We start from the raw sequence: 17,251 nt of genomic DNA on the forward strand, positions 1-17,251 counted from the left end.
CACAAACATCGCGGACAGAGTCCGCTCCTACGTAGGCGCGATGCGTTGGCATTCCCCTGTTTGAGAGGAGCCATCCGCGACAGATTTCGCGGATAAGATCCGCTCCTACGGGAGCGCAGCTCCGCTCTGGCTCTGGCTCTGGCTCTGGCTCTGGCTCTCTAAGACTTCCAGAGAAATATCCGCGCACTCCGAGCGCCCCTTCAGGAGGCCGAGTGGAATCGGAGTTTCAGGGGTTGAGCGACATGGATGTCGCGAGAGCCGCGATGGGCCAGGGATGGCCCTTCGCGGCGTGCCCCTGAAACTTCGATGGAGCGAGGGGAGTCTCGCGAAGCGAGACCCGGATGATGGGGCAAGACCTTTTGGTTCCTTTTGTGTCGTTTGACAAAAGGGACTCGCCCGAGGGGGCGAAACAAAATCTCTCAGCACACGCCGAAGCGGCGCAGAAACACCCAAACAAAAGCATCGCGGACAGAGTCCGCTCCTACGAAAGCCCCACCTGGCACACCTATCCAATCCGTCCGCCCCACATCTGTCCGATATTCCGAAGCCAATGACCGGCGCCAACCGGTCCCCCGCCCTAGACTTCATACATCCCTCTTCAGCCGCCAAGCACCGCGCGGAGACCAGCATGAGCTACCTGATTTCCCTGGCCATCGGCATCGCCGTCGGCCTGGCCTACCACTTTCTCGATTTCCGCTCGCCGGCGCCGCCGCTGGTGGCGCTGATCGGCCTGCTCGGCATGCAGATCGGCGAGAACGCCATGCCACTGCTCAGCCGCTGGCTGCATTGACCACTCACAATTACGGACCCGTGCCATGAAAGCCCTGCAATTCGACCGTACCGGCGACCTCGCCGCCCTGAGCTTCACCGAACTGCCCGACCCGGTGCCCGCCGCCGACGAGGTCCTGGTGGAAATCCACGCCGCCGGCCTCAACCCCAGCGACGTGAAGAACGTATTGGGTCGCTTCCCCTACACCACTGTCCCGCGCGTGCCGGGCCGCGACTTCGCCGGGACCGTGGTGAAAGGCCCGGCCGAGTTGCTGGGCAAGTCCGTCTGGGGCACCGGCAAGGGCCTGGGCTTCACCCGCGATGGCAGCCACGCGCAACTGATGAGCGTGCCGGCCGGCGGCGTGGCGCTGATGCCCGAGCGCATGAGCTTCGCCCAGGCCGCCAGCTGCGGCGTGCCCTACACCACCGCCTGGGACGCCCTGGAGCGCAGCCAGGTGCGCGCCGGCACGCGCCTGCTGGTGATAGGTTCGGGCGCGGTTGGCGCTGCAGCCATCGCCCTGGCCACGGCCCGTGGCGCCGAAGTGCTGGGCGCGGTGCGCCGCGCCGAGTCGCAAGCGGAGCTGCTGGCGCAGGGTATCCGGAGCATCCTGCTGGGCTCTGCCGAAGCGCTGCCTGCCCAGGTGGAAGAGCACTTTCCGGGCGGCGCCGAGGTGATCTTCGACACCACCGGCTTCTGGCTGCCGGCGGCGGTTGCCGCCCTGGGTACATTCGGTCGCATCGCCATCATCGCAGCGCCGGTGGATGGCCACGTGCACCTGCCGGCCCTGGCGCTGTACCGTCGTGGCGGCACGGTGGTCGGGGTCAATTCGCTGCTTTACGATCCGGTGGCCTGCGCCGGCATGCTGCGGGAGTTCGGCCAGTGGTTCGACGACGGCAAGCTACCGCTGCCCTCCGGCCTGCGCGAAGTGCCGCTGAGCGAGGGTGTGCAGCGTTACCGGGAGATCAATGAAGGGAGCAGCGAGAAGATCATTCTGGTGCCTTGATTGGCCGCACGAGGCAGGTCATGCGCCCGCGCCGACCTGCCCCGCGATCTACCCCGCGGCCTGCATCGGCCGCCGCCGCGAGCCGCTGTGCGCCTGCTCCAGCACCATGCAGTGATCGAGGAACATGCGCATGTAGCCGTAGCTCTTGCAGATCGCCTCGCGCAGGGCCAGGCAGCGCGGCACCGAGAGTTGCGGGCCGTTGAGGGTGCAGATGATCTCCAGTGCCTCCCACGGGTGATCGTCGTCGTAACGGGCATGCACCTTCAGCCAGCGCATGGCGCTCTTGCGGCTGCCCGCCGGCAGAGTGCGCTCGTAGGCGTCGCTGGAACAGACCAGCGCCGACCACTCGCCGGTGACACCTTCGATGGCATAGTTGGTGGCCGCCATGGCCAGCGCCAGCTCATCGCTGGAGCAGGTGTACCAGCACCAGTGGCTGAGGGCATGCAGCTCGCCGGGTACCAGCTGGGTCTTGAGTTCGGCCAGGGTCACACCGTAGCTCTCGGCCCAGTGCAGCCAGTAGTCGGCATGGTTGAGCTCGACACGGATGTTGCGCATCAGCCAGCGCCGCGCCATGTCTTCGCCGGGGCTGCGGCCGAAGCGGGTCTTGAGCAGGTTCTGCGACATGTACAGGGGGAACTGCTCCACCACCGGCCAGCCGCCGATGAGGAAGGCGCGCAGCGTCTGGCGGCTGAGCTGACCGTCGCGCAGGCGCGCGTAGAACGGGTGGTCGACCACCGCCAGGCGACTGCTCTCGCAGTCCTGCACCAGGCGCTGGGCCCAGAGGGGGTAACTGGAAAGCTCCTTGAGCGGCCCACTACGAACAAAGGTCTCGTTCATCCAAGGCTCCGTTGCCGATCAATCCATGCAAGCACCGGTCAAACTGGCCTCAGATTAGTCCTCCGCGCCGCTGGCGTCACCGTCCGGAGGTTGTGTTCGCTCCAGCGGTCGCCATTTCCGCCTCACGCAGGAAGCTGCGAGTGAAGGGTTGCGGTCGGGCGAGGCCATAGCCCTGAGCATAATCGACGCCGATCTCCCGCAAAACTTCGAGGATTTCCTGCGATTCGACGAACTCCGCCACTGTGCGCTTGCCCATGACATGGCCGATCTGGTTGATCACCTGGACCATGGCCCGGTCGATGGGGTCTTCGAGCATGTCCTTGATGAAACTGCCGTCGATCTTCAGGTAATCCACCGGCAAATGCTTGAGGTAGACGAAGGAGGACATGCCGGCGCAGAAGTCGTCGAGGGAGAAGCGGTAGCCCAGGGCCTTTAGCTCCTGGATGAAGCGGGTCGCGTTGACCAGGTTGGCGATCGCGCTGGTTTCGGTGACCTCGAAGCAGATGCTCGCCGGGGCGATGCCGTAGCGCGGCTGCAGGTCGCGGAGGAAGTCGAGGAAGGTGTCGTCGCCGATGGTCGCTCCGGACAGGTTGATCGCGCAGGTATGGATCGGCTCGTAGTCCCCCTCCAGCGCGCGGGCAGCCAGGATCTTGAAGGCGTTTTCGACCACCCAGCGGTCAATCTCCGTCATCAGGCCATAGCGCTCCGCGGCCGGGATGAAATTGATCGGCGCCACCAGCCGCCCGCTCTCGTCGTTCAGGCGCAGCAGCAATTCGACATGGGCGCCCTCCTGCGCATCCGGATCGACCGGGTAGATCGGCTGTCCGTACAGACAGAAGCGCTCCTCGTCCAGCGCCAGGCGGATACGCTGGACCCAGGCCATCTCGCCGACGCGGGTCGACAGTTCGGTATCGTCGGGGCGGAACACCTGGGCGCGGTTGCGGCCCTTCTCCTTGGCCATGTAGCAGGCCATGTCGGCGCAGCGCAGCGCCTCCTCCACCGACACCAGCATCGACGACACATGCACCACGCCGATGCTGACGGTGATGTTGAATGGCCGGGTCTCCCAGATGAAATGAAGGCCCTGGACGGTCAGGCGGATGCGCTCGCCGATCTGCTCGGCCATTTCCGGCGGGCAGTTCTCCAGCAGGATGCCGAACTCGTCGCCACCCAGCCGCGCCAGGGTGTCGCCGTCGCGCAGGCACTGCTGCAGCACCGAGCACACCTGGCGCAGCAGTTCGTCGCCGGCGGCGTGGCCGCAGGTGTCGTTGACCAGCTTGAACTGGTCCAGGTCCAGGTACATCAGCGCATGGCGGTCGTCCATGTGCACCGAGCGCTCCATCGCCTGCTTCAGGCGGAATTCGAACTCGCGACGGTTGGTCAGGCCGGTCAGCGCGTCGTGGGTCGCCTGCCAGGACAGGCTGGCCATGTACTGGCGTTCGCGGGTCATGTCATGCATGACCAGCACCACGCCAACCACCTTGCCATCGGCATGGATCGGCGTGCCCACCAGCGTCACCGCCACGCTGGTGCCGTCCAGGCGCTGGATCAGCTTGCTCGACTCGCTGCCGCCGTCCACTTCGCCGCGCAGGATCTGCCCTACCAGCGGCAGGCCCTCCTCCTGGTCGGCCTCGTCGATTATCCGCAGCAGCGACCGCAGCGGCAGGCCCACGGCCATGGAACTGTCCCAGCCGATCAGGCGCTCGGCGGCCGGGTTGAAATAGGCGATGCACTCCTGGGCATCGAGGGTCACCACGCCGTCGCCGATCGCCGCCAGGGTGGTCTGGGCGCGCTCCCGCTCGGTGTCCAGGGCACTTTCGAAGACCCGTTGCTGATGCACCAGCTTGAGGGTGCGCCAGATCGCCAGGAGGATCAGCGCCAGCCCCGCCAGGCAGTTGATCACCAGCAGCACCCACATCAACATCCGCGAGCCCTTGCCCAGGGCCGCGGAGAAGGCCATGGCAGCCGGCGTCACGCCGTCGTTGATGCCCTGGATGCGGTCGTTCCAGTAGCTCAGGTCGCCGGGATTCACGGTGCCGGCGCGGATGCTGCCGTGCATCTCGTCGGCCACCTGCAGGAGTTGGTCGAGGTAGGTATCGCCGATGATCCAGCGCTTCACCGCCTCGTCGAAAAAGCTGTATTCGTGGAAGTAGCGGTACAGCCAGATCAGGCTGTTGACGTCGTCCGGATGATTGCCGCCCTCCAGCGCGCCCTGCCGCGCCTGCTCGATGTCCGGCGGGTCCTGGTCGAGGGCCGTGCGGAAGGTGCGGTCGCCCAGCGGGATGGCAATGGCGGTCTGGTAGCGGCGGTAGTCTTCCGGGGCTCGGGTCTGGCCATAGCGTTGCAGGTAGTGGATGGCATCCTTCTGCCCCTTGGACCAGAGGCTTTCCCCGCCCACGTACGCCCGCACGCCGGAAAGAATGTACAGGCTGCCCGCGGCAATCAGCGCCTGCAGCAGTACCACTGCCATGAACGGCCATATCAGCCGCAGCAGCCGGGTTCTTCGACGAGTCGGCATAAGCCCCAAGGCATCCATAACGTGCTCAGACTTCCTTCTTCTTATCCCTGGAAAGCCGCACCGGGCGGATCAGGCTCGCGCCGCCTAGGGGAAATTCTCTATTACTACTCTTTACTCATAGCCGATCACGGAAAATCCTCAAACCGCATTGCAGGGCTCCCGCTCGGCTGTCGACGTGTTGTTCTGCTGAAACGCTGATGGCCCAATGCCTCTTCTTGTTCCTCACAGCCATTCGTCGGCAGCCCTGCGTCCGACCGGCGGCCCGCCACGATGCGCCTTCCCGGCACTTGCGCGAACAAATGCCATGAGTCATACCTCTGCCAATCGTGCAATCTGCAAGCCCGGAGTAACCCCATGCAGAGTCGGGATATGGAAGTGCTGTACGACCAGTTGGTGGGGCTTTCCTATGAATGCGTGCTGGACGAGAGCGCCTGGCTGCCCTTGCTCTCGGGACTGATCGACGCCACCGGCCGCCAGCAGGGTGCCTTGCTGTTCTGGGACCAGACCCAGGACGGTGCCCTGGCCAGCGAGATCAATCTGTGCGATCCCGGCGCCATCGAGCTCTACAACCGCGATTTCTGCAATATCGATCCGTCCAAGGGCTTCATGCTCCACCGCCCCGTGGGCAACTGGTACCACGACCTGATGGAGTACGGCCCGGAGCGAATCCGCCGCGACCCTTACTACCAGGAGTTCCAGTTGCCCAACGACATGCTCAACGTGTCGTGCCTGAAGCTCAACGAGCAGGCCACCGCCGGCATCTACCTGTCGGTGCTGACCAGCGTCGGCGCACGCTACCCCACAGCCGACGAACAGGCCCTGCTGAACCGCCTGAGCCAGCACCTGATCCGCGCCGCACGGATGTTCGAGCGGATCGGCGATATGCGCCAGGAACTGGCCAAGCGCGACCTGCTGCTCGACCAGCATCCCACGCCGCTGTGGCTGCTCGACGGCGACACCCGGGTGCTCTATGCCAACCAGGCCGCGCAACGGCAACTGGGGCAGCCCAAGGCGGCGTTCTACGAAGTGTTCGGACGCCTGCATTGCCGCCAGCACAATGCCCGCCTGCAGGCGCTGGTGCGCCACGCCGCACCGCGCCAGGGCAAGGGGAAGGCGGGATGGCTGCCGCTCAGCGATGGCAGCGCGCTGGAGCTGCTGGTCACCCCGGTGCCGGCCGAGGCCGGTTTCAACCAGAACTTCCAGCGCCCTCTGGCCCTGCTCGCCCTGCTCGACCCGCAGCGCCAGAGCCGCCTGCTCAGCGAACTGTTCGGCCTCACCCCGGCCGAGCAGCGCCTGGGCGACCTTCTGGTACGCGGACTTTCGCCGGAGCAATGCACCGAGTACCTGGGCACCTCCATCAATACCGTGCGCAGCCAGCTGCGCGCGCTGTTCCGCAAGACCCACACCAGCCGCCAGGCGGAGCTGGTCAGCTTGCTGATGCGCCTGGGGCAGCGCTGATCCGGCGAACTTCATCATTCATTCAGATGATGGCCTGCGGCCGCGTCCCCCCTAACGTGATGACTGAAGTACCGGCCCGGCAAGGGCCGGCCACGCAATCGGCATCCCAGGTGGACGGCAATGGACAATCGGACCCAGCAGAATCCGGAATCGATCACTCAAGCCATCGAAGAACTCGAACGGCAACTGCGCCGCATCAAGGACAGCAACTCCGAGTTGCTGGCGCTGGCCATCGGTCACTCAGCGCCCGTGGAACAATCCCGGGTCCTGCCCTTCCCCCGCCGGCGCGAGCGGCCGATGGGCGAAGGTGCCGGCAACGCCGTGCTGCTGGATTATCTCTACGGCATCGACAGCACCCTGCCCTCCGTGCTGCCCGACGGGCCCACCGATGAGCTGTTCCGCTACGCCAGTTCCGCGCCCGCCTCGCGCGCCCTGCGCTCGCGCCGCCAGTTGCTGGCACGGGAGATCGACCGCACCTGCGAGCAATTCGGCGGTCAGGCGCGCATCCTCTGCGTGGGCTGCGGCCACCTGCGCGAGGCGGACCTTTCGCGAGCCGTGCGCGACGGGCATTTCCGCGAGTTCGTCGCCCTCGAGGCCCAGCTCCAGTCGCTGCAAACCGTGGAATCCTGCTACGCCGCGCAAGGCATCCGGGCCGTGCATTGCGGCCTCGACGAGCTGTTCTACAGCCGCAACGACCTCCGTCATTTCGACCTGATCTACTGCGCCGGGCTCTATGAAGTCCTCAACGACCAGGACGCCCACGACCTCACCCGCAACCTGTTCGCCCGCCTGCTGCCGGGCGGGCGCCTGCTGCTGAGCAACTTCCTGCCGGGGATACCGGACATCGCCTATCTGGAGGGGCTGCTGGACTGGGAGCCGCACTACCGCAGCGACGCCGAGCTGATCGACCTGCTGCAGGGCATCACCCACAAGGACATCAGCCAAACGCGAATCTTCCACGACCTGGGTAACTGCGTGAGCTTCCTCGAGGTCACCCGCTTCGGCTGATCAGTTCTGCTGCAAGTGACCGTACAGGCGGGCATAGAGCCCGCCTTCGGCGATCAGCTGCTGATGATCGCCATCCTCGGCAATGCGCCCGCCATCGAACACCAGCACCCGGTCCGCCTGCTTAACCGCTGACAGGCGGTGGGCGATGATCAGGGTGGTGCGCCCTTCCAGGAAGCGCCCCAGCGCCTGGTGCAAGGCGTACTCGGTGGCCGCATCCAGCGCCGAGGTCGCCTCGTCGAGGATCACCACCCGGGGTTCGGCCAGCACCATGCGGGCGATGGCCAAGCGCTGCCGCTGGCCGCCGGAGAGCCGCACGCCGGAGCGGCCCACCACGCTGTCCAGGCCTTGCGGCAGGGTGAGGATGGTGTCCGCCAGTTGCGCCACTTCCAGCGCGCGCCAGCAGGCTTCGTCGCTGCGTTCGCGGCCCATGGTCAGGTTGGCGCGCACCGTGTCGTTGAACAGCGCCGGGTGCTGCAGCACCACGGCCACATGCTCGCGCACGCAAGCCAGGCCGATTTCTTCCAGCGCCACGCCGCCGTAGCGGATGCTGCCGGACTGCGGCTGGTAAAGACCCAGCAGCAACTGCACCAGGGTGCTCTTGCCGCCGCCGCTGGCGCCGACAATGGCGACTTTCTCGCCGGCGGCAATGTCCAGGTCCATGCCATCGAGCACCCGTTCGTCGCGGTAGGCGAAGCTCAGGTCGCGCACCTGGATGCCAACCGTGCCCTGACCGACGAAGGGATCGCGGCGCGGCGGATACTGCGGCTCGTCGGCGCGGGCCAGCAGCTCGTTGATGCGGGTCAGCGCGCCGCCGGCGGCGTAGAAGGCGTATTGCAGGCTGAGCAGTTGCTCCACCGGGCCGATCATGAACCAGAGGTAGCTGAACACCGCGAGCATCTGGCCGATCGACAGGTCGGAAAACAGCACGGTGAGCATCGCCGCCGCACGGAACAGGTCGATGCCGAACTGGAACAACAGGCCACTGGCGCGTCCGGCCGCGTCGCTCTTCCACTGCGAGGCCACCGCATAGTCGCGTACCTCGCGAGCGCGCACACCCAGGCGGCCGAGGAAGAAGCCCTGGCGGTTGCCGGCGCGCACTTCCTGGATGGCTTCCAGGGTTTCGGTCAGCGCCTGGGTGAAGCGCGCCGTGCTGTCGTTCTCCAGTTTCTTCAGGTGCTTGACGCGCTTGCCCAGCTGCACCGTGGCGAAGATCACCAGCGGGTTGAACAGCAGGATCAGCAGCGCCAGCTTCCAGTGCATCCAGATCAGGATGCCGGCGGTGCCACAGAGGGTCAGCAGCGCCACCAGGAAGCGGCTCAGAGTGTCGCCGACGAACTTGTCGAGGGTATCGAGATCGGTGACCAGGTGCGCGCTGACCGAACCGCCGCCGAGGGTTTCGTACTCGCTCAGGGCGATACGCTTCAGGCGCTCGATCAGACGCAGGCGGATGCGGTACACCACGTCCTTGGACAGCCGAGCGAACAGCCTGGCCTGGAGCACGTTGAACACCAGCGCGCAGCTGCGCAGCACCAGGGTCACCAGCAGCATCAGGCCGATGTAGCCGGCGGGCTTCTGCCAGCCGTCGGGCAGCCAGTGGTTCATCACCTGCAAGGCGGCGTCGCCCTTGCCCAGCAGCACTTCGTCCACCAGCAGCGGCAGCAGCAGCGGGATCGGCACGCTGCAGGCAGTGGCCAGCACGGCGACCAGGTTGGCGAGGAGCAGGGCCTTGCGGTGGCGGAAAGCGAGCCGGCGAATCTCCGCCCAGCTCAGGCGGTCAGCGGACAGCTCAGGCATGCCGCCCGCGCTCCAGCCAGCGATCCAGCAGCGGCGCCAGCTCGCTGAGCGGCTGGTAGCCGTTGGTCAGCAGGGCCAGTTGGCCATCGCGCTCGGCCAGCAGCGTGGGGAAGCCGGCGATACCCAGGTCGCGGGCCCAGGAGAAATCGGCCAGGGTCGCCAGGTGGTTTTCCTGGCTGTCGAAGGCTGCGGCGAACTCGATGCGCGGCAGACCGGCGCGTTCGGCCAGCTCGGTGAGCACGCTGGCCTGGGTGACGTCACGGCCTTCGGCGTAGAACGCCTGCTGGATCAGGCCGACCAGCGCCCAGGCGCAGTCTTCGTCGAGGCGTCGGGCGGTGACCACCGCCCGGCAGGCCGGCTCGGTGTCGTAGACGAAACCGTCGGGCAGCGCCCCCTCGAAGCGGAACGGCTGGCCGGTAGCGTCGTGCACCGCCTGCCAGTGCTCGAGAATGTAGCGCTTGGTGGCCGGCTCCAGTGCGGCGCCCTGCCCCGTGCGCAGCCCGCCCATCACCAGCGCCAACGGCACGCCGGCGGCGCGCGCCTGCTCGACCAGCTGCCCGGCCACCGGGGCGAAACCCCAGCACCAGGAGCACATCGGGTCCATCACATAGAGCAGGCGGCTTTTCACGTGTCAGTTCTCCGCGCGGGGGTCACGGCCAATGGGGTGCGGCTGGTTGCGCTGGCGCGCCAGCTCGATCTGTTTCTGCCGCTCGCGGGCACTGGCGCGGGTCTTCTCCGGCAGCGAATCCCAGCAGTGCGGGCAACTGATGCCAGGGGCGTAATGCTCGGAGGCACGGTCCTCGGCCGAGATCGGATTACGGCAGGCATGGCACTGATCGTAGTCGCCCTCGGTCAGGTCATGGCGCACGGTCACGCGGTTGTCGAACACGAAGCAATCGCCACGCCAGAGGGTTTCGGCCTCGGGCACCTCCTCCAGGTACTTGAGGATGCCGCCCTTGAGGTGGAACACCTCTTCGAAGCCTTCGCTGAGCATGTAGCTCGACGCCTTCTCGCAGCGGATGCCGCCGGTGCAGAACATCGCGACCTTCTTGTGCCTGGCCGGATCGTAATGCGCGCGGATGTAGTCGGGGAACTCGCGGAACGACTTGGTCTTCGGATCGATGGCGCCCTCGAAGGTACCGATGGCCACTTCGTAGTCGTTGCGGGTGTCGATCAGCAGCACTTCCGGGTCGGAAATCAGCGCGTTCCAGTCCCTGGGCTCGACGTAGGTGCCGACCTTGGCGTTCGGGTCCACGCCCGGCACGCCGAGGGTGACGATTTCCTTCTTCAGCTTCACCTTGGTGCGGTAGAAGGGTTGCTCGTCGCAGTAGGACTCCTTGTGGTCCACGTCGGCCAGGCGCGGGTCATTGCGCAGCCAGGCGAGCAGGCCATCGATACCGGCGCGGGTGCCGGAGACGGTGCCGTTGATGCCTTCCTCGGCAAGCAGCAGGGTGCCCTTCACGCCATTGTCCAGCAGGGTCTGCAGCAGGGGTTCGCGCAGGGCGACGTAGTCGGGCAGGGAGACGAACTTGTACAACGCCGCGACGACGATTCGTTCGGTGGTCATGCATCACTCCAGTGGTCGCCCGCGTAAAGGGCGGACCGGGTCTTGGGAATTACAACAGCTGAAAATGACAGCGCCGGCGAGAGCCGGCGCTGGGAGTCGCATTCTACCGGAGCGGGGCGTTGCCCGCATCCGCAGCTGATCAGTGCGGCCTGCCGTCAATGCAGATCATGCATGCTGCCGCCACGACAGGTCGGCGACTCCGGCGCCTGTCCCTGCTGCGCCCACTCCTCCGGGGTGTAGGTGTGCAGGGCGAGCGCGTGGAACTGCCCCATCAAGTCGCCCAGGCTGGCGTAGACCTTCTGGTGCCGCTTCACCGCGTTCAGCCCGGCGAATACCGGGCTGACGATCACGGCCTTGTAGTGCGTTTCCTGCCCGCGGCTGTGCATGTGGCTCTCGTCGAGCACATCGAGGTGCTGCGGTTCGAGGACACCCAGGGCGGATTGGATACGGTCACGCATGCTCATGTCGGTTCTCTGTCAGCAATTCAGGAAAAGCCAGGGAAATCAGGGCTTCTGGGCCGGAGTAGCCGGGGCCTTGACGCCCAGTTCCTTGTCCATGTCGGCCATCAGCTTGTTCACCGGCTCCACGGCGGTCTGCAGCTTGGCCTGGGTCAGCTGGGCGGATTCGGCGGTCAGGCGCGGCATCTTCTCGAGCATCTTGCGGCCCACCGGGGACGCGTAGAAATCGTTGATCTGCTTGAGCTCGGACTCACTGAAGTTGCTGGTGTAGAGCTTGACCAGTTCAGGCTGCAGCTTGTTCCAGCCTACCGCGCGATCGAGCTCGGCGTTGGCCTTGGCCTGGTAGCGCTCCAGCACCGGCTTCTTGCTTTCGGGCGCCTTGGACTGGGCGAAACGCTGGGCGAGCATCTGCTGGACCTGCGCATAGACCGGCACGGTGAGTTTGTCGGCGTGAACCTGCTTGAGGAATTTCTCCGCCTCGGTGTTGGCGTCGGCCAGGGCGATGGAGCTGAAACCCACCAGTAGAGCTGCGGTGCAGAGAGTACGAAGAGCGGTCATGGGGCAGTCCTTGAGTCTGAAAGTGTGTCCGGGTGGGACCCGCCATTCTGCGCCTAAGTTCGGAAAGTGCTCAAGAGACCGCCGAACAGCAGGGAAGTGACCACCTTCTCTTGTCGACCTATCGGCAAACCGGCATGCTGCACCGCGTTGCCACATGGATGTGTCCAATGAATACCTTTACCCATGTTCCGCCCTACGCGAACGCGCGCCCCCTGTGCGACGCGCGGGGCCGCCTGAACGACGCGGCCATCGGCTGGTCGAGCCGGCCACAGACGGTCTGCCGCCTGCCGGGCAATCCGGGCCGGCGCAAGCGCTGGAACCACTGGTGCATCAATGCACCGGGCTGGATGCTCTCGCTGACCATCGCCGACCTCGACTACCTGGGCTACGGCGCCATCTACTTCCTCGACCTGGAAAGCGGCCGCTCGGTGCATCGCACCCAGATCACCCCGCTGGGCCGCGGCTGCGAGCTGCCCGACGTGCCGAACCAGAGCCACAGCTTCCAGCACGGCGACCTGAGCCTGAGCTTCGTCGAACAGCCCGGCCAGTTGCGCATCACCGCCAGCGCCCCCGACCTCGGCGGCCAGCCGCTGGACCTGGCGCTGGAAGTCCAGCGCCCCGCGCACCTGGAATCGGTCAATCTGGTCGTGCCCATGGCCGGCCAGTGCTTCCACGCCTGCAGCCGGCAGATGGGCCTGCCGGTGCGCGGCAGCCTGCAACTGGGCCGCCGCGTCTACCCCTGCAGCGTCGGCGAGAGCTTCGCCGCCCTGGACTTCGGCCGCGGCGTGTGGCCCTTCCGCAGCCACTGGACGCGCGCCGCCTTCGCCGCACCCGGCGGCATCGCCGGCAACTTCGGCAGCGGCTGGACGGACCACACCCCGCTCAAGGAAAACGCCCTGTGGTTCGGCGGCGAGCTGCAGCGCCTGGAGCACGACGTCGAAATCCAGCAGACGCCCCACGATCCCCTGGCGCCGTGGCGCCTGCGCAGCCCCTGCGAGCGGGTCGACCTCACCTTCACCCCGCGCAAGCTGCACCGCGCCTGTCCGCGCCTGGGGCCGCTGTATGCCGAGACCAGTCAGTGGTTCGGCCATTTCGACGGATCGCTGCGCAGCCTCGACGGCGAGCACGTTCCGGTACGCGAAGCCCTCGGCTGGGTGGGCGCCACCCAGGCGCGCTGGTGAAACCGCTCTATCACGCCCATTGAGCCGACGCGGAACCCGGAGCCCCGACAACGGCCTAAACTGCCCGAGTCACTCCAGGAGAACGCATCATGAGCCGCACCGAAACCGACAGCCTCGGCCCCATCGAGGTCCCCGACGACGCCTATTGGGGCGCGCAGACCCAGCGTTCGCTGGAGAACTTCGCCATCGGCGGCCAGCGCATGCCGCTGGCCGTGGTGCATACCCTGGCGTTGGTGAAGAAGGCCGCGGCCCGTGTGAACGCGCAGTTGGGCGAGTTGCCGGAGAACATCACCAGCCTGATCGAAGAGGCCGCCGATGAAGTGCTTGCCGGCGAGCACGACGACCAGTTCCCGCTGGTGGTCTGGCAGACCGGCAGCGGCACGCAGAGCAACATGAACGTCAACGAGGTGATCGCCGGCCGCGCCAACGAGATCGCCGGCAACGGTCGCGGCGGCAAGAAGCCGGTGCACCCCAACGATCACGTCAACCGCGCGCAGAGCTCCAACGACAGCTTCCCCACTGCCATGCACCTCGCTGCCGCCCGCGCCGTGCATGGCGACCTGCTGCCAGCCATCGCCGAACTCCGCGGCGGCCTGGCCCACCAGGCCGCGCGCCACGCCAGCCTGGTGAAGACCGGCCGTACCCACCTGATGGATGCCACGCCCGTCACCTTCGGCCAGGAACTCTCCGCCTTCGTCGCCCAGTTGGACTACGCCGAGCGCGCCATCCGCGCGGCATTGCCGGCGGTCCTTGAGCTGGCGCAGGGCGGCACCGCCGTCGGTACCGGGCTGAACGCGCCGAAGGAATTCGCCGACGCCATCGCCGCCGAGCTGGCCGATCTCACCGGCCTGCCCTTCGTCTCCGCACCCAACAAGTTCGCCGCCCTCGCCGGCCACGAGCCGCTGGTGATCCTCTCCGGCGCCCTGAAAGCTCTGGCCACCGCGCTGATGAAAATCGCCAACGACCTGCGCCTGCTCGGCTCCGGCCCGCGCGCGGGCTTCGCCGAGGTGAAGCTGCCGGCCAACGAGCCGGGCTCCTCGATCATGCCCGGCAAGGTCAACCCGACCCAGTGCGAGGCGCTGTCGATGCTCGCCTGCCAGGTGTTCGGCAACGACGCGACCGTCACCTTCGCCGCCAGCCAGGGCCACCTGCAGCTGAACGTGTTCAAGCCGGTGATCATCCACAACCTGCTCGAATCGGTACGCCTGCTCGCCGACGGCTGCCGCAACTTCAACAGCCACTGCGTGGCCGGCATGGAGCCGGACGCGGCGAAGATGCGCGAGCACCTGGAGCGCGGCCTGATGCTGGTCACCGCGCTGAACCCGCACATCGGCTACGACAAGGCCGCCGAGATCGCCAAGAAGGCCTACGCCGAAGGCAAGACCCTGCGCGAAGCGGCTCTGGAGCTGGGCTACCTGACCGACGCCGAGTTCGACCAGTGGGTACGCCCGGAAACCATGCTGGAGGCAGGCCAGAATGGTTGATGCGGCCAAGCATGGCGCCACACCGATCGAGGGCGACGGCAAGCGCGTGCTGCTGGTGCTCGGTTCCCCCAAACCCGGCGGCTTCTGCCATGCGGTGGCCGAAGCCTACGCCCAGGGCGCCCGCGCCAAGGGCCATGTGCTGCACACGCTGAAGCTCGGCGAACTGAACTTCGACCCGGTATTGCGCGGCGGCTACGAGCAGAGCCAGAGCCTGGAGCCGGACGTGCTGGAAGCGCAACGGCAGATCCACTGGGCGCAGCACCTGGCATTCATCTACCCGGTCTGGTGGGGCGGCCTGCCGGCGCTGCTGCAGGGCTTCTTCGACCGCGTGCTGCAGCCGGGTTTCGCCTTCCGCTACCGCTCGGCCGAATCCCGCGAGTTCGAACCGCTGCTCGGCGGGCGCACCGCCGACCTGCTGGTCAGCCACGATCAGACCCACTGGCACTACCGCCTGCGCCAGGGCGCTCCGGCGCATCGCCAGATGACCCGCTGCATCCTCGCGCCCTGCGGTATCGAGCTCCACCATCTGGAGGAGTTCAGCCCGATCCGCGGCTCCAGCGAGGAGCAACGCCAGACCTGGCTGCGCCGGGCGGAGCAGCTGGGCACGCAGGTGTAAGCACCCGGAGGGTAGCCGGCCACTACCCTCCTTCCCTCCGATCAGCAGCCGTTTCCACAGCCGTCTTGGGAATTCTCCGACCTCCAATCCGCAAGCGCCTTCCTTAGGATGCCAGCGCCCATCCCCGGGCGTCTCTCTTGCCTCTGGAGGCAATATGCTTCGCAAACTTTCCGCCGAAATGATCGGCACCTTCTGGCTGGTGTTCGGTGGTTGCGGCAGCGCCATCTTCGCGGCCCACGCCATTGGTGTACTGGGTGTCGCCCTGGCCTTCGGCCTGACGGTCGTGACCATGGCCTATGCCATCGGCCCGATTTCCGGCTGCCACCTCAACCCCGCCGTCACCCTCGGCCTGTGGGCCGGCGGCCGCGTCCGCACCCTGGACGTCGTGCCGTACATCGTTGCCCAGGTCATCGGCGGTGTGCTCGCCGGTGCCGTGCTGTTCTACATCGCTTCCGGCAAGCCGGGCTTCGACGCGCTGGCGGGCTTTGCCGCCAACGGCTTCGGTGAAGGCTCGCCGACCGGCTACAGCATGCAGTCGGCGCTGGCCATCGAGGTGCTGCTGACCGCGTTCTTCCTGTTCGTGATCATGGGCGCCACCGACAGCAAGCTGGCCCCGGCCGGTTTCGCGCCGATCGCCATCGGCCTGACACTGACCCTGATCCACCTGATCAGCATCCCGATCGACAATACCTCGGTGAACCCGGCACGCAGCCTGGGCGTGGCGATCTTCGCCGACCCACTGTTCATGAAGCAGCTATGGCTGTTCTGGGTCGGCCCGCTGGTGGGCGGGGTGATCGGTGCGCTGGTCTATCGCGTGGTGCGTCCGGCGGCCTGAGCCACCGAGATCGCCTGAATACGAGACGGGCGCCTGAGGGCGCCCGTTTTCGTTTCAGAAGAAAGCTCATTGGCCCCAGTGCAATGCGTAACAGGCGCATTCATGGCCTACGAAAAGCAAGAACGTGCAGCCCCCAGGGACTCAGGTATCCGCCAGACGCTGGCGGCGCGCCCGGTAGCTGCGCAGCAGCGAGGGAGCCAGAGCGGTCAGTGCCGAGCCGCTCACCACCAGCAGTGCGCCGAGGTAAGCCAGGCCATTGAGGTTTTCCGGGTGGACGTAATCGGGCCACAGCGAGGCGGCCAGCGCCACCGAAGCGAAGGTCACCAGCGGCGTGATGGCGAGCGTGGCGCTGACGCGGGACGCCTCCCAGTGCGCCAGGGCCTCGGCGAAGGCTCCATAGGCGACCAGGGTGTTCAGGCAGCAGGCCAGCAGCAGCCAGCCCTGCAGCGGGCTCAGCTGCAATGCCTCCAGCGGGTGCGCCCAGGGCGTGAGCAACGCGGCGCAGCCCAGGTAGATCACCATCATCACCTGCACCGAGCTCCACTGCGTGAGCAGTTGCTTCTGCGCCAGGCCGTAGGCGGTCCAGATGAAGGCGGCGAAGACGACGATCAGCACGCCGGTGGTGTAGTTGCCCAGCGAGCCGAACAGTTCCGCCAGGCGCTGGTTGAAGAACAGCCCGAACCCCAGCAGCAATACGGCGAGCCCGAGGCCCTGGCCGACGCTGAAGCTTTCCTTGAATACCAGCAGGCTGCCCAGCAGCAAGAGGATCGGCGCGATCTGGATCACCAGTTGCGTGGTGCCCGGCGTGAGCATGCGCAGGCCGATCAGGTAGAACACGTAATTGCCGGTCAGGCCGAGAACGGCCGCCAGCACCAGTCCCGCACCGCGCCGACCGATGGGGCGGAAAGCCGGCAACTGGCGGGTCAGTGTCAGGTAGACGAGCAGCACGCCACCGGAGACCACCAGGCGAAACCAGGTCACGGTGACCGGGTCCATGGTCTTCAGGACTTCCTTGAGCTTGATCGGCAGGATGCCCCAGAGCACGGCGGTGATCAGGGCGAGGAACAGGCCGAATTGCCAGCGGCCGGAAGAAACGTGCATGGGAGCCTCGACGCGTGTGCGGTTCGCCATGCTAAGTCATGGCGGTATCACGCCATAGGAACAG

General features: G+C 66.5%; 15 protein-coding genes and 1 pseudogene. 8 read left to right on the top strand and 8 right to left on the bottom strand.

Features of this window, described 5'->3' with window-relative positions; all coding sequences use genetic code 11:
- Positions 1-628: 628 nt before the first annotated feature.
- Together J5M67_RS10745 and J5M67_RS10750 are read left to right on the top strand one after the other, a co-directional pair.
- The gene (locus J5M67_RS10745; RefSeq protein ID WP_207885300.1) at positions 629-790 is read left to right on the top strand and encodes a DUF1427 family protein; all 162 of its coding nucleotides are present in this window, start codon (positions 629-631) and stop codon (positions 788-790) included.
- 25 nt (positions 791-815) lie between these two features.
- Positions 816-1,772 (top strand): zinc-binding alcohol dehydrogenase family protein, encoded by a 957-nt coding sequence (locus J5M67_RS10750; protein WP_207885301.1) that lies wholly within the window; start codon positions 816-818, stop codon positions 1,770-1,772.
- A 48-nt stretch (positions 1,773-1,820) separates the two neighbouring features.
- Here the strand turns inward: J5M67_RS10750 and J5M67_RS10755 are convergent, their stop codons facing one another.
- Positions 1,821-2,609 carry a TenA family transcriptional regulator gene (locus J5M67_RS10755; protein WP_207885302.1) on the bottom strand — a complete coding sequence of 263 codons (789 nt, stop codon included), beginning with the start codon at positions 2,607-2,609 and terminating at the stop codon, positions 1,821-1,823.
- Between the two features lie 76 nt (positions 2,610-2,685).
- Positions 2,686-5,079: an EAL domain-containing protein gene (locus J5M67_RS10760; RefSeq protein ID WP_207885303.1), complete on the bottom strand. Its 2,394-nt coding sequence runs from the start codon at positions 5,077-5,079 to the stop codon at positions 2,686-2,688.
- Between the two features lie 402 nt (positions 5,080-5,481).
- Here J5M67_RS10760 and J5M67_RS10765 point away from each other — a divergent pair, with 402 nt between their 5' ends.
- On the top strand, positions 5,482-6,585 hold the full coding sequence (locus tag J5M67_RS10765) for a helix-turn-helix transcriptional regulator (protein WP_243434620.1): 1,104 nt from the start codon (positions 5,482-5,484) through the stop codon (positions 6,583-6,585).
- Positions 6,586-6,705: 120 nt separating this feature from the next.
- Positions 6,706-7,593, top strand: a complete 888-nt coding sequence (locus J5M67_RS10770; protein ID WP_207885304.1) for a class I SAM-dependent methyltransferase — start codon at positions 6,706-6,708, stop codon at positions 7,591-7,593.
- Here J5M67_RS10770 and J5M67_RS10775 read toward each other — a convergent pair whose 3' ends face one another.
- The 5 genes and pseudogenes from J5M67_RS10775 to J5M67_RS10795 form a co-directional block, all read right to left on the bottom strand.
- The gene (locus tag J5M67_RS10775; protein WP_207885305.1) at positions 7,594-9,387 is read right to left on the bottom strand and encodes an ABC transporter ATP-binding protein; all 1,794 of its coding nucleotides are present in this window, start codon (positions 9,385-9,387) and stop codon (positions 7,594-7,596) included. It lies immediately after the preceding gene.
- Positions 9,380-9,982, bottom strand: coding sequence for a DsbA family protein (locus J5M67_RS10780; RefSeq protein WP_207885489.1), 603 nt, complete (start codon positions 9,980-9,982; stop codon positions 9,380-9,382). The genes J5M67_RS10775 and J5M67_RS10780 overlap by 8 nt, the downstream gene beginning before the upstream one ends.
- A 36-nt stretch (positions 9,983-10,018) precedes the next feature.
- On the bottom strand, positions 10,019-10,954 hold the full coding sequence (locus tag J5M67_RS10785) for a rhodanese-related sulfurtransferase (protein ID WP_207885306.1): 936 nt from the start codon (positions 10,952-10,954) through the stop codon (positions 10,019-10,021).
- 155 nt (positions 10,955-11,109) lie between these two features.
- On the bottom strand, positions 11,110-11,418 hold the full coding sequence (locus J5M67_RS10790; protein ID WP_207885307.1) for a BolA family transcriptional regulator: 309 nt from the start codon (positions 11,416-11,418) through the stop codon (positions 11,110-11,112).
- A gap of 39 nt (positions 11,419-11,457) precedes the next feature.
- Positions 11,458-12,016, bottom strand: a pseudogene (locus tag J5M67_RS10795) (DUF2059 domain-containing protein).
- 121 nt (positions 12,017-12,137) lie between these two features.
- On the opposite strand from J5M67_RS10795, the gene J5M67_RS10800 reads away from it, so the two are divergent.
- From J5M67_RS10800 to aqpZ, 4 genes are all read left to right on the top strand, one after another.
- Entirely contained in the window at positions 12,138-13,151 is a 1,014-nt protein-coding gene (locus J5M67_RS10800; RefSeq protein ID WP_207885309.1) for a DUF2804 domain-containing protein, read from the top strand.
- Between the two features lie 89 nt (positions 13,152-13,240).
- Positions 13,241-14,635: a class II fumarate hydratase gene (locus tag J5M67_RS10805; RefSeq protein WP_207885310.1), complete on the top strand. Its 1,395-nt coding sequence runs from the start codon at positions 13,241-13,243 to the stop codon at positions 14,633-14,635.
- On the top strand, positions 14,628-15,251 hold the full coding sequence (locus J5M67_RS10810) for an NAD(P)H-dependent oxidoreductase (RefSeq protein ID WP_207885311.1): 624 nt from the start codon (positions 14,628-14,630) through the stop codon (positions 15,249-15,251). Before J5M67_RS10805 ends, J5M67_RS10810 begins: the two co-directional genes overlap by 8 nt.
- Before the next feature lie 154 nt (positions 15,252-15,405).
- Positions 15,406-16,086, top strand: coding sequence for an aquaporin Z (gene aqpZ / locus J5M67_RS10815; RefSeq protein WP_207885312.1), 681 nt, complete (start codon positions 15,406-15,408; stop codon positions 16,084-16,086).
- A gap of 141 nt (positions 16,087-16,227) precedes the next feature.
- On the opposite strand, the gene J5M67_RS10820 is transcribed toward aqpZ, so the two are convergent.
- Positions 16,228-17,187 (bottom strand): DMT family transporter, encoded by a 960-nt coding sequence (locus J5M67_RS10820; RefSeq protein ID WP_207885313.1) that lies wholly within the window; start codon positions 17,185-17,187, stop codon positions 16,228-16,230.
- Between the last annotated feature and the right edge of the window lie 64 nt (positions 17,188-17,251).

Source organism: Pseudomonas sp. 30_B, assembly GCF_017491605.1.
In the GTDB taxonomy this organism is placed as follows: Bacteria; Pseudomonadota; Gammaproteobacteria; order Pseudomonadales; family Pseudomonadaceae; genus Pseudomonas.

Coding starts and splice junctions, on each gene's coding strand:
- J5M67_RS10755 (WP_207885302.1), bottom strand. CDS start 2,609: ATGAACGAGACCTTTGTTCGTAGTGGGCCGCTCAAGGAGCTTTCCAGT.
- J5M67_RS10775 (WP_207885305.1), bottom strand. CDS start 9,387: ATGCCTGAGCTGTCCGCTGACCGCCTGAGCTGGGCGGAGATTCGCCGG.
- J5M67_RS10750 (WP_207885301.1), top strand. CDS start 816: ATGAAAGCCCTGCAATTCGACCGTACCGGCGACCTCGCCGCCCTGAGC.
- J5M67_RS10805 (WP_207885310.1), top strand. CDS start 13,241: ATGAGCCGCACCGAAACCGACAGCCTCGGCCCCATCGAGGTCCCCGAC.
- aqpZ (WP_207885312.1), top strand. CDS start 15,406: ATGCTTCGCAAACTTTCCGCCGAAATGATCGGCACCTTCTGGCTGGTG.
- J5M67_RS10820 (WP_207885313.1), bottom strand. CDS start 17,187: ATGCACGTTTCTTCCGGCCGCTGGCAATTCGGCCTGTTCCTCGCCCTG.
- J5M67_RS10810 (WP_207885311.1), top strand. CDS start 14,628: ATGGTTGATGCGGCCAAGCATGGCGCCACACCGATCGAGGGCGACGGC.
- J5M67_RS10780 (WP_207885489.1), bottom strand. CDS start 9,982: ATGTGCTCCTGGTGCTGGGGTTTCGCCCCGGTGGCCGGGCAGCTGGTC.
- J5M67_RS10745 (WP_207885300.1), top strand. CDS start 629: ATGAGCTACCTGATTTCCCTGGCCATCGGCATCGCCGTCGGCCTGGCC.
- J5M67_RS10770 (WP_207885304.1), top strand. CDS start 6,706: ATGGACAATCGGACCCAGCAGAATCCGGAATCGATCACTCAAGCCATC.
- J5M67_RS10785 (WP_207885306.1), bottom strand. CDS start 10,954: ATGACCACCGAACGAATCGTCGTCGCGGCGTTGTACAAGTTCGTCTCC.
- J5M67_RS10765 (WP_243434620.1), top strand. CDS start 5,482: ATGCAGAGTCGGGATATGGAAGTGCTGTACGACCAGTTGGTGGGGCTT.
- J5M67_RS10800 (WP_207885309.1), top strand. CDS start 12,138: ATGAATACCTTTACCCATGTTCCGCCCTACGCGAACGCGCGCCCCCTG.
- J5M67_RS10790 (WP_207885307.1), bottom strand. CDS start 11,418: ATGAGCATGCGTGACCGTATCCAATCCGCCCTGGGTGTCCTCGAACCG.
- J5M67_RS10760 (WP_207885303.1), bottom strand. CDS start 5,079: ATGGCAGTGGTACTGCTGCAGGCGCTGATTGCCGCGGGCAGCCTGTAC.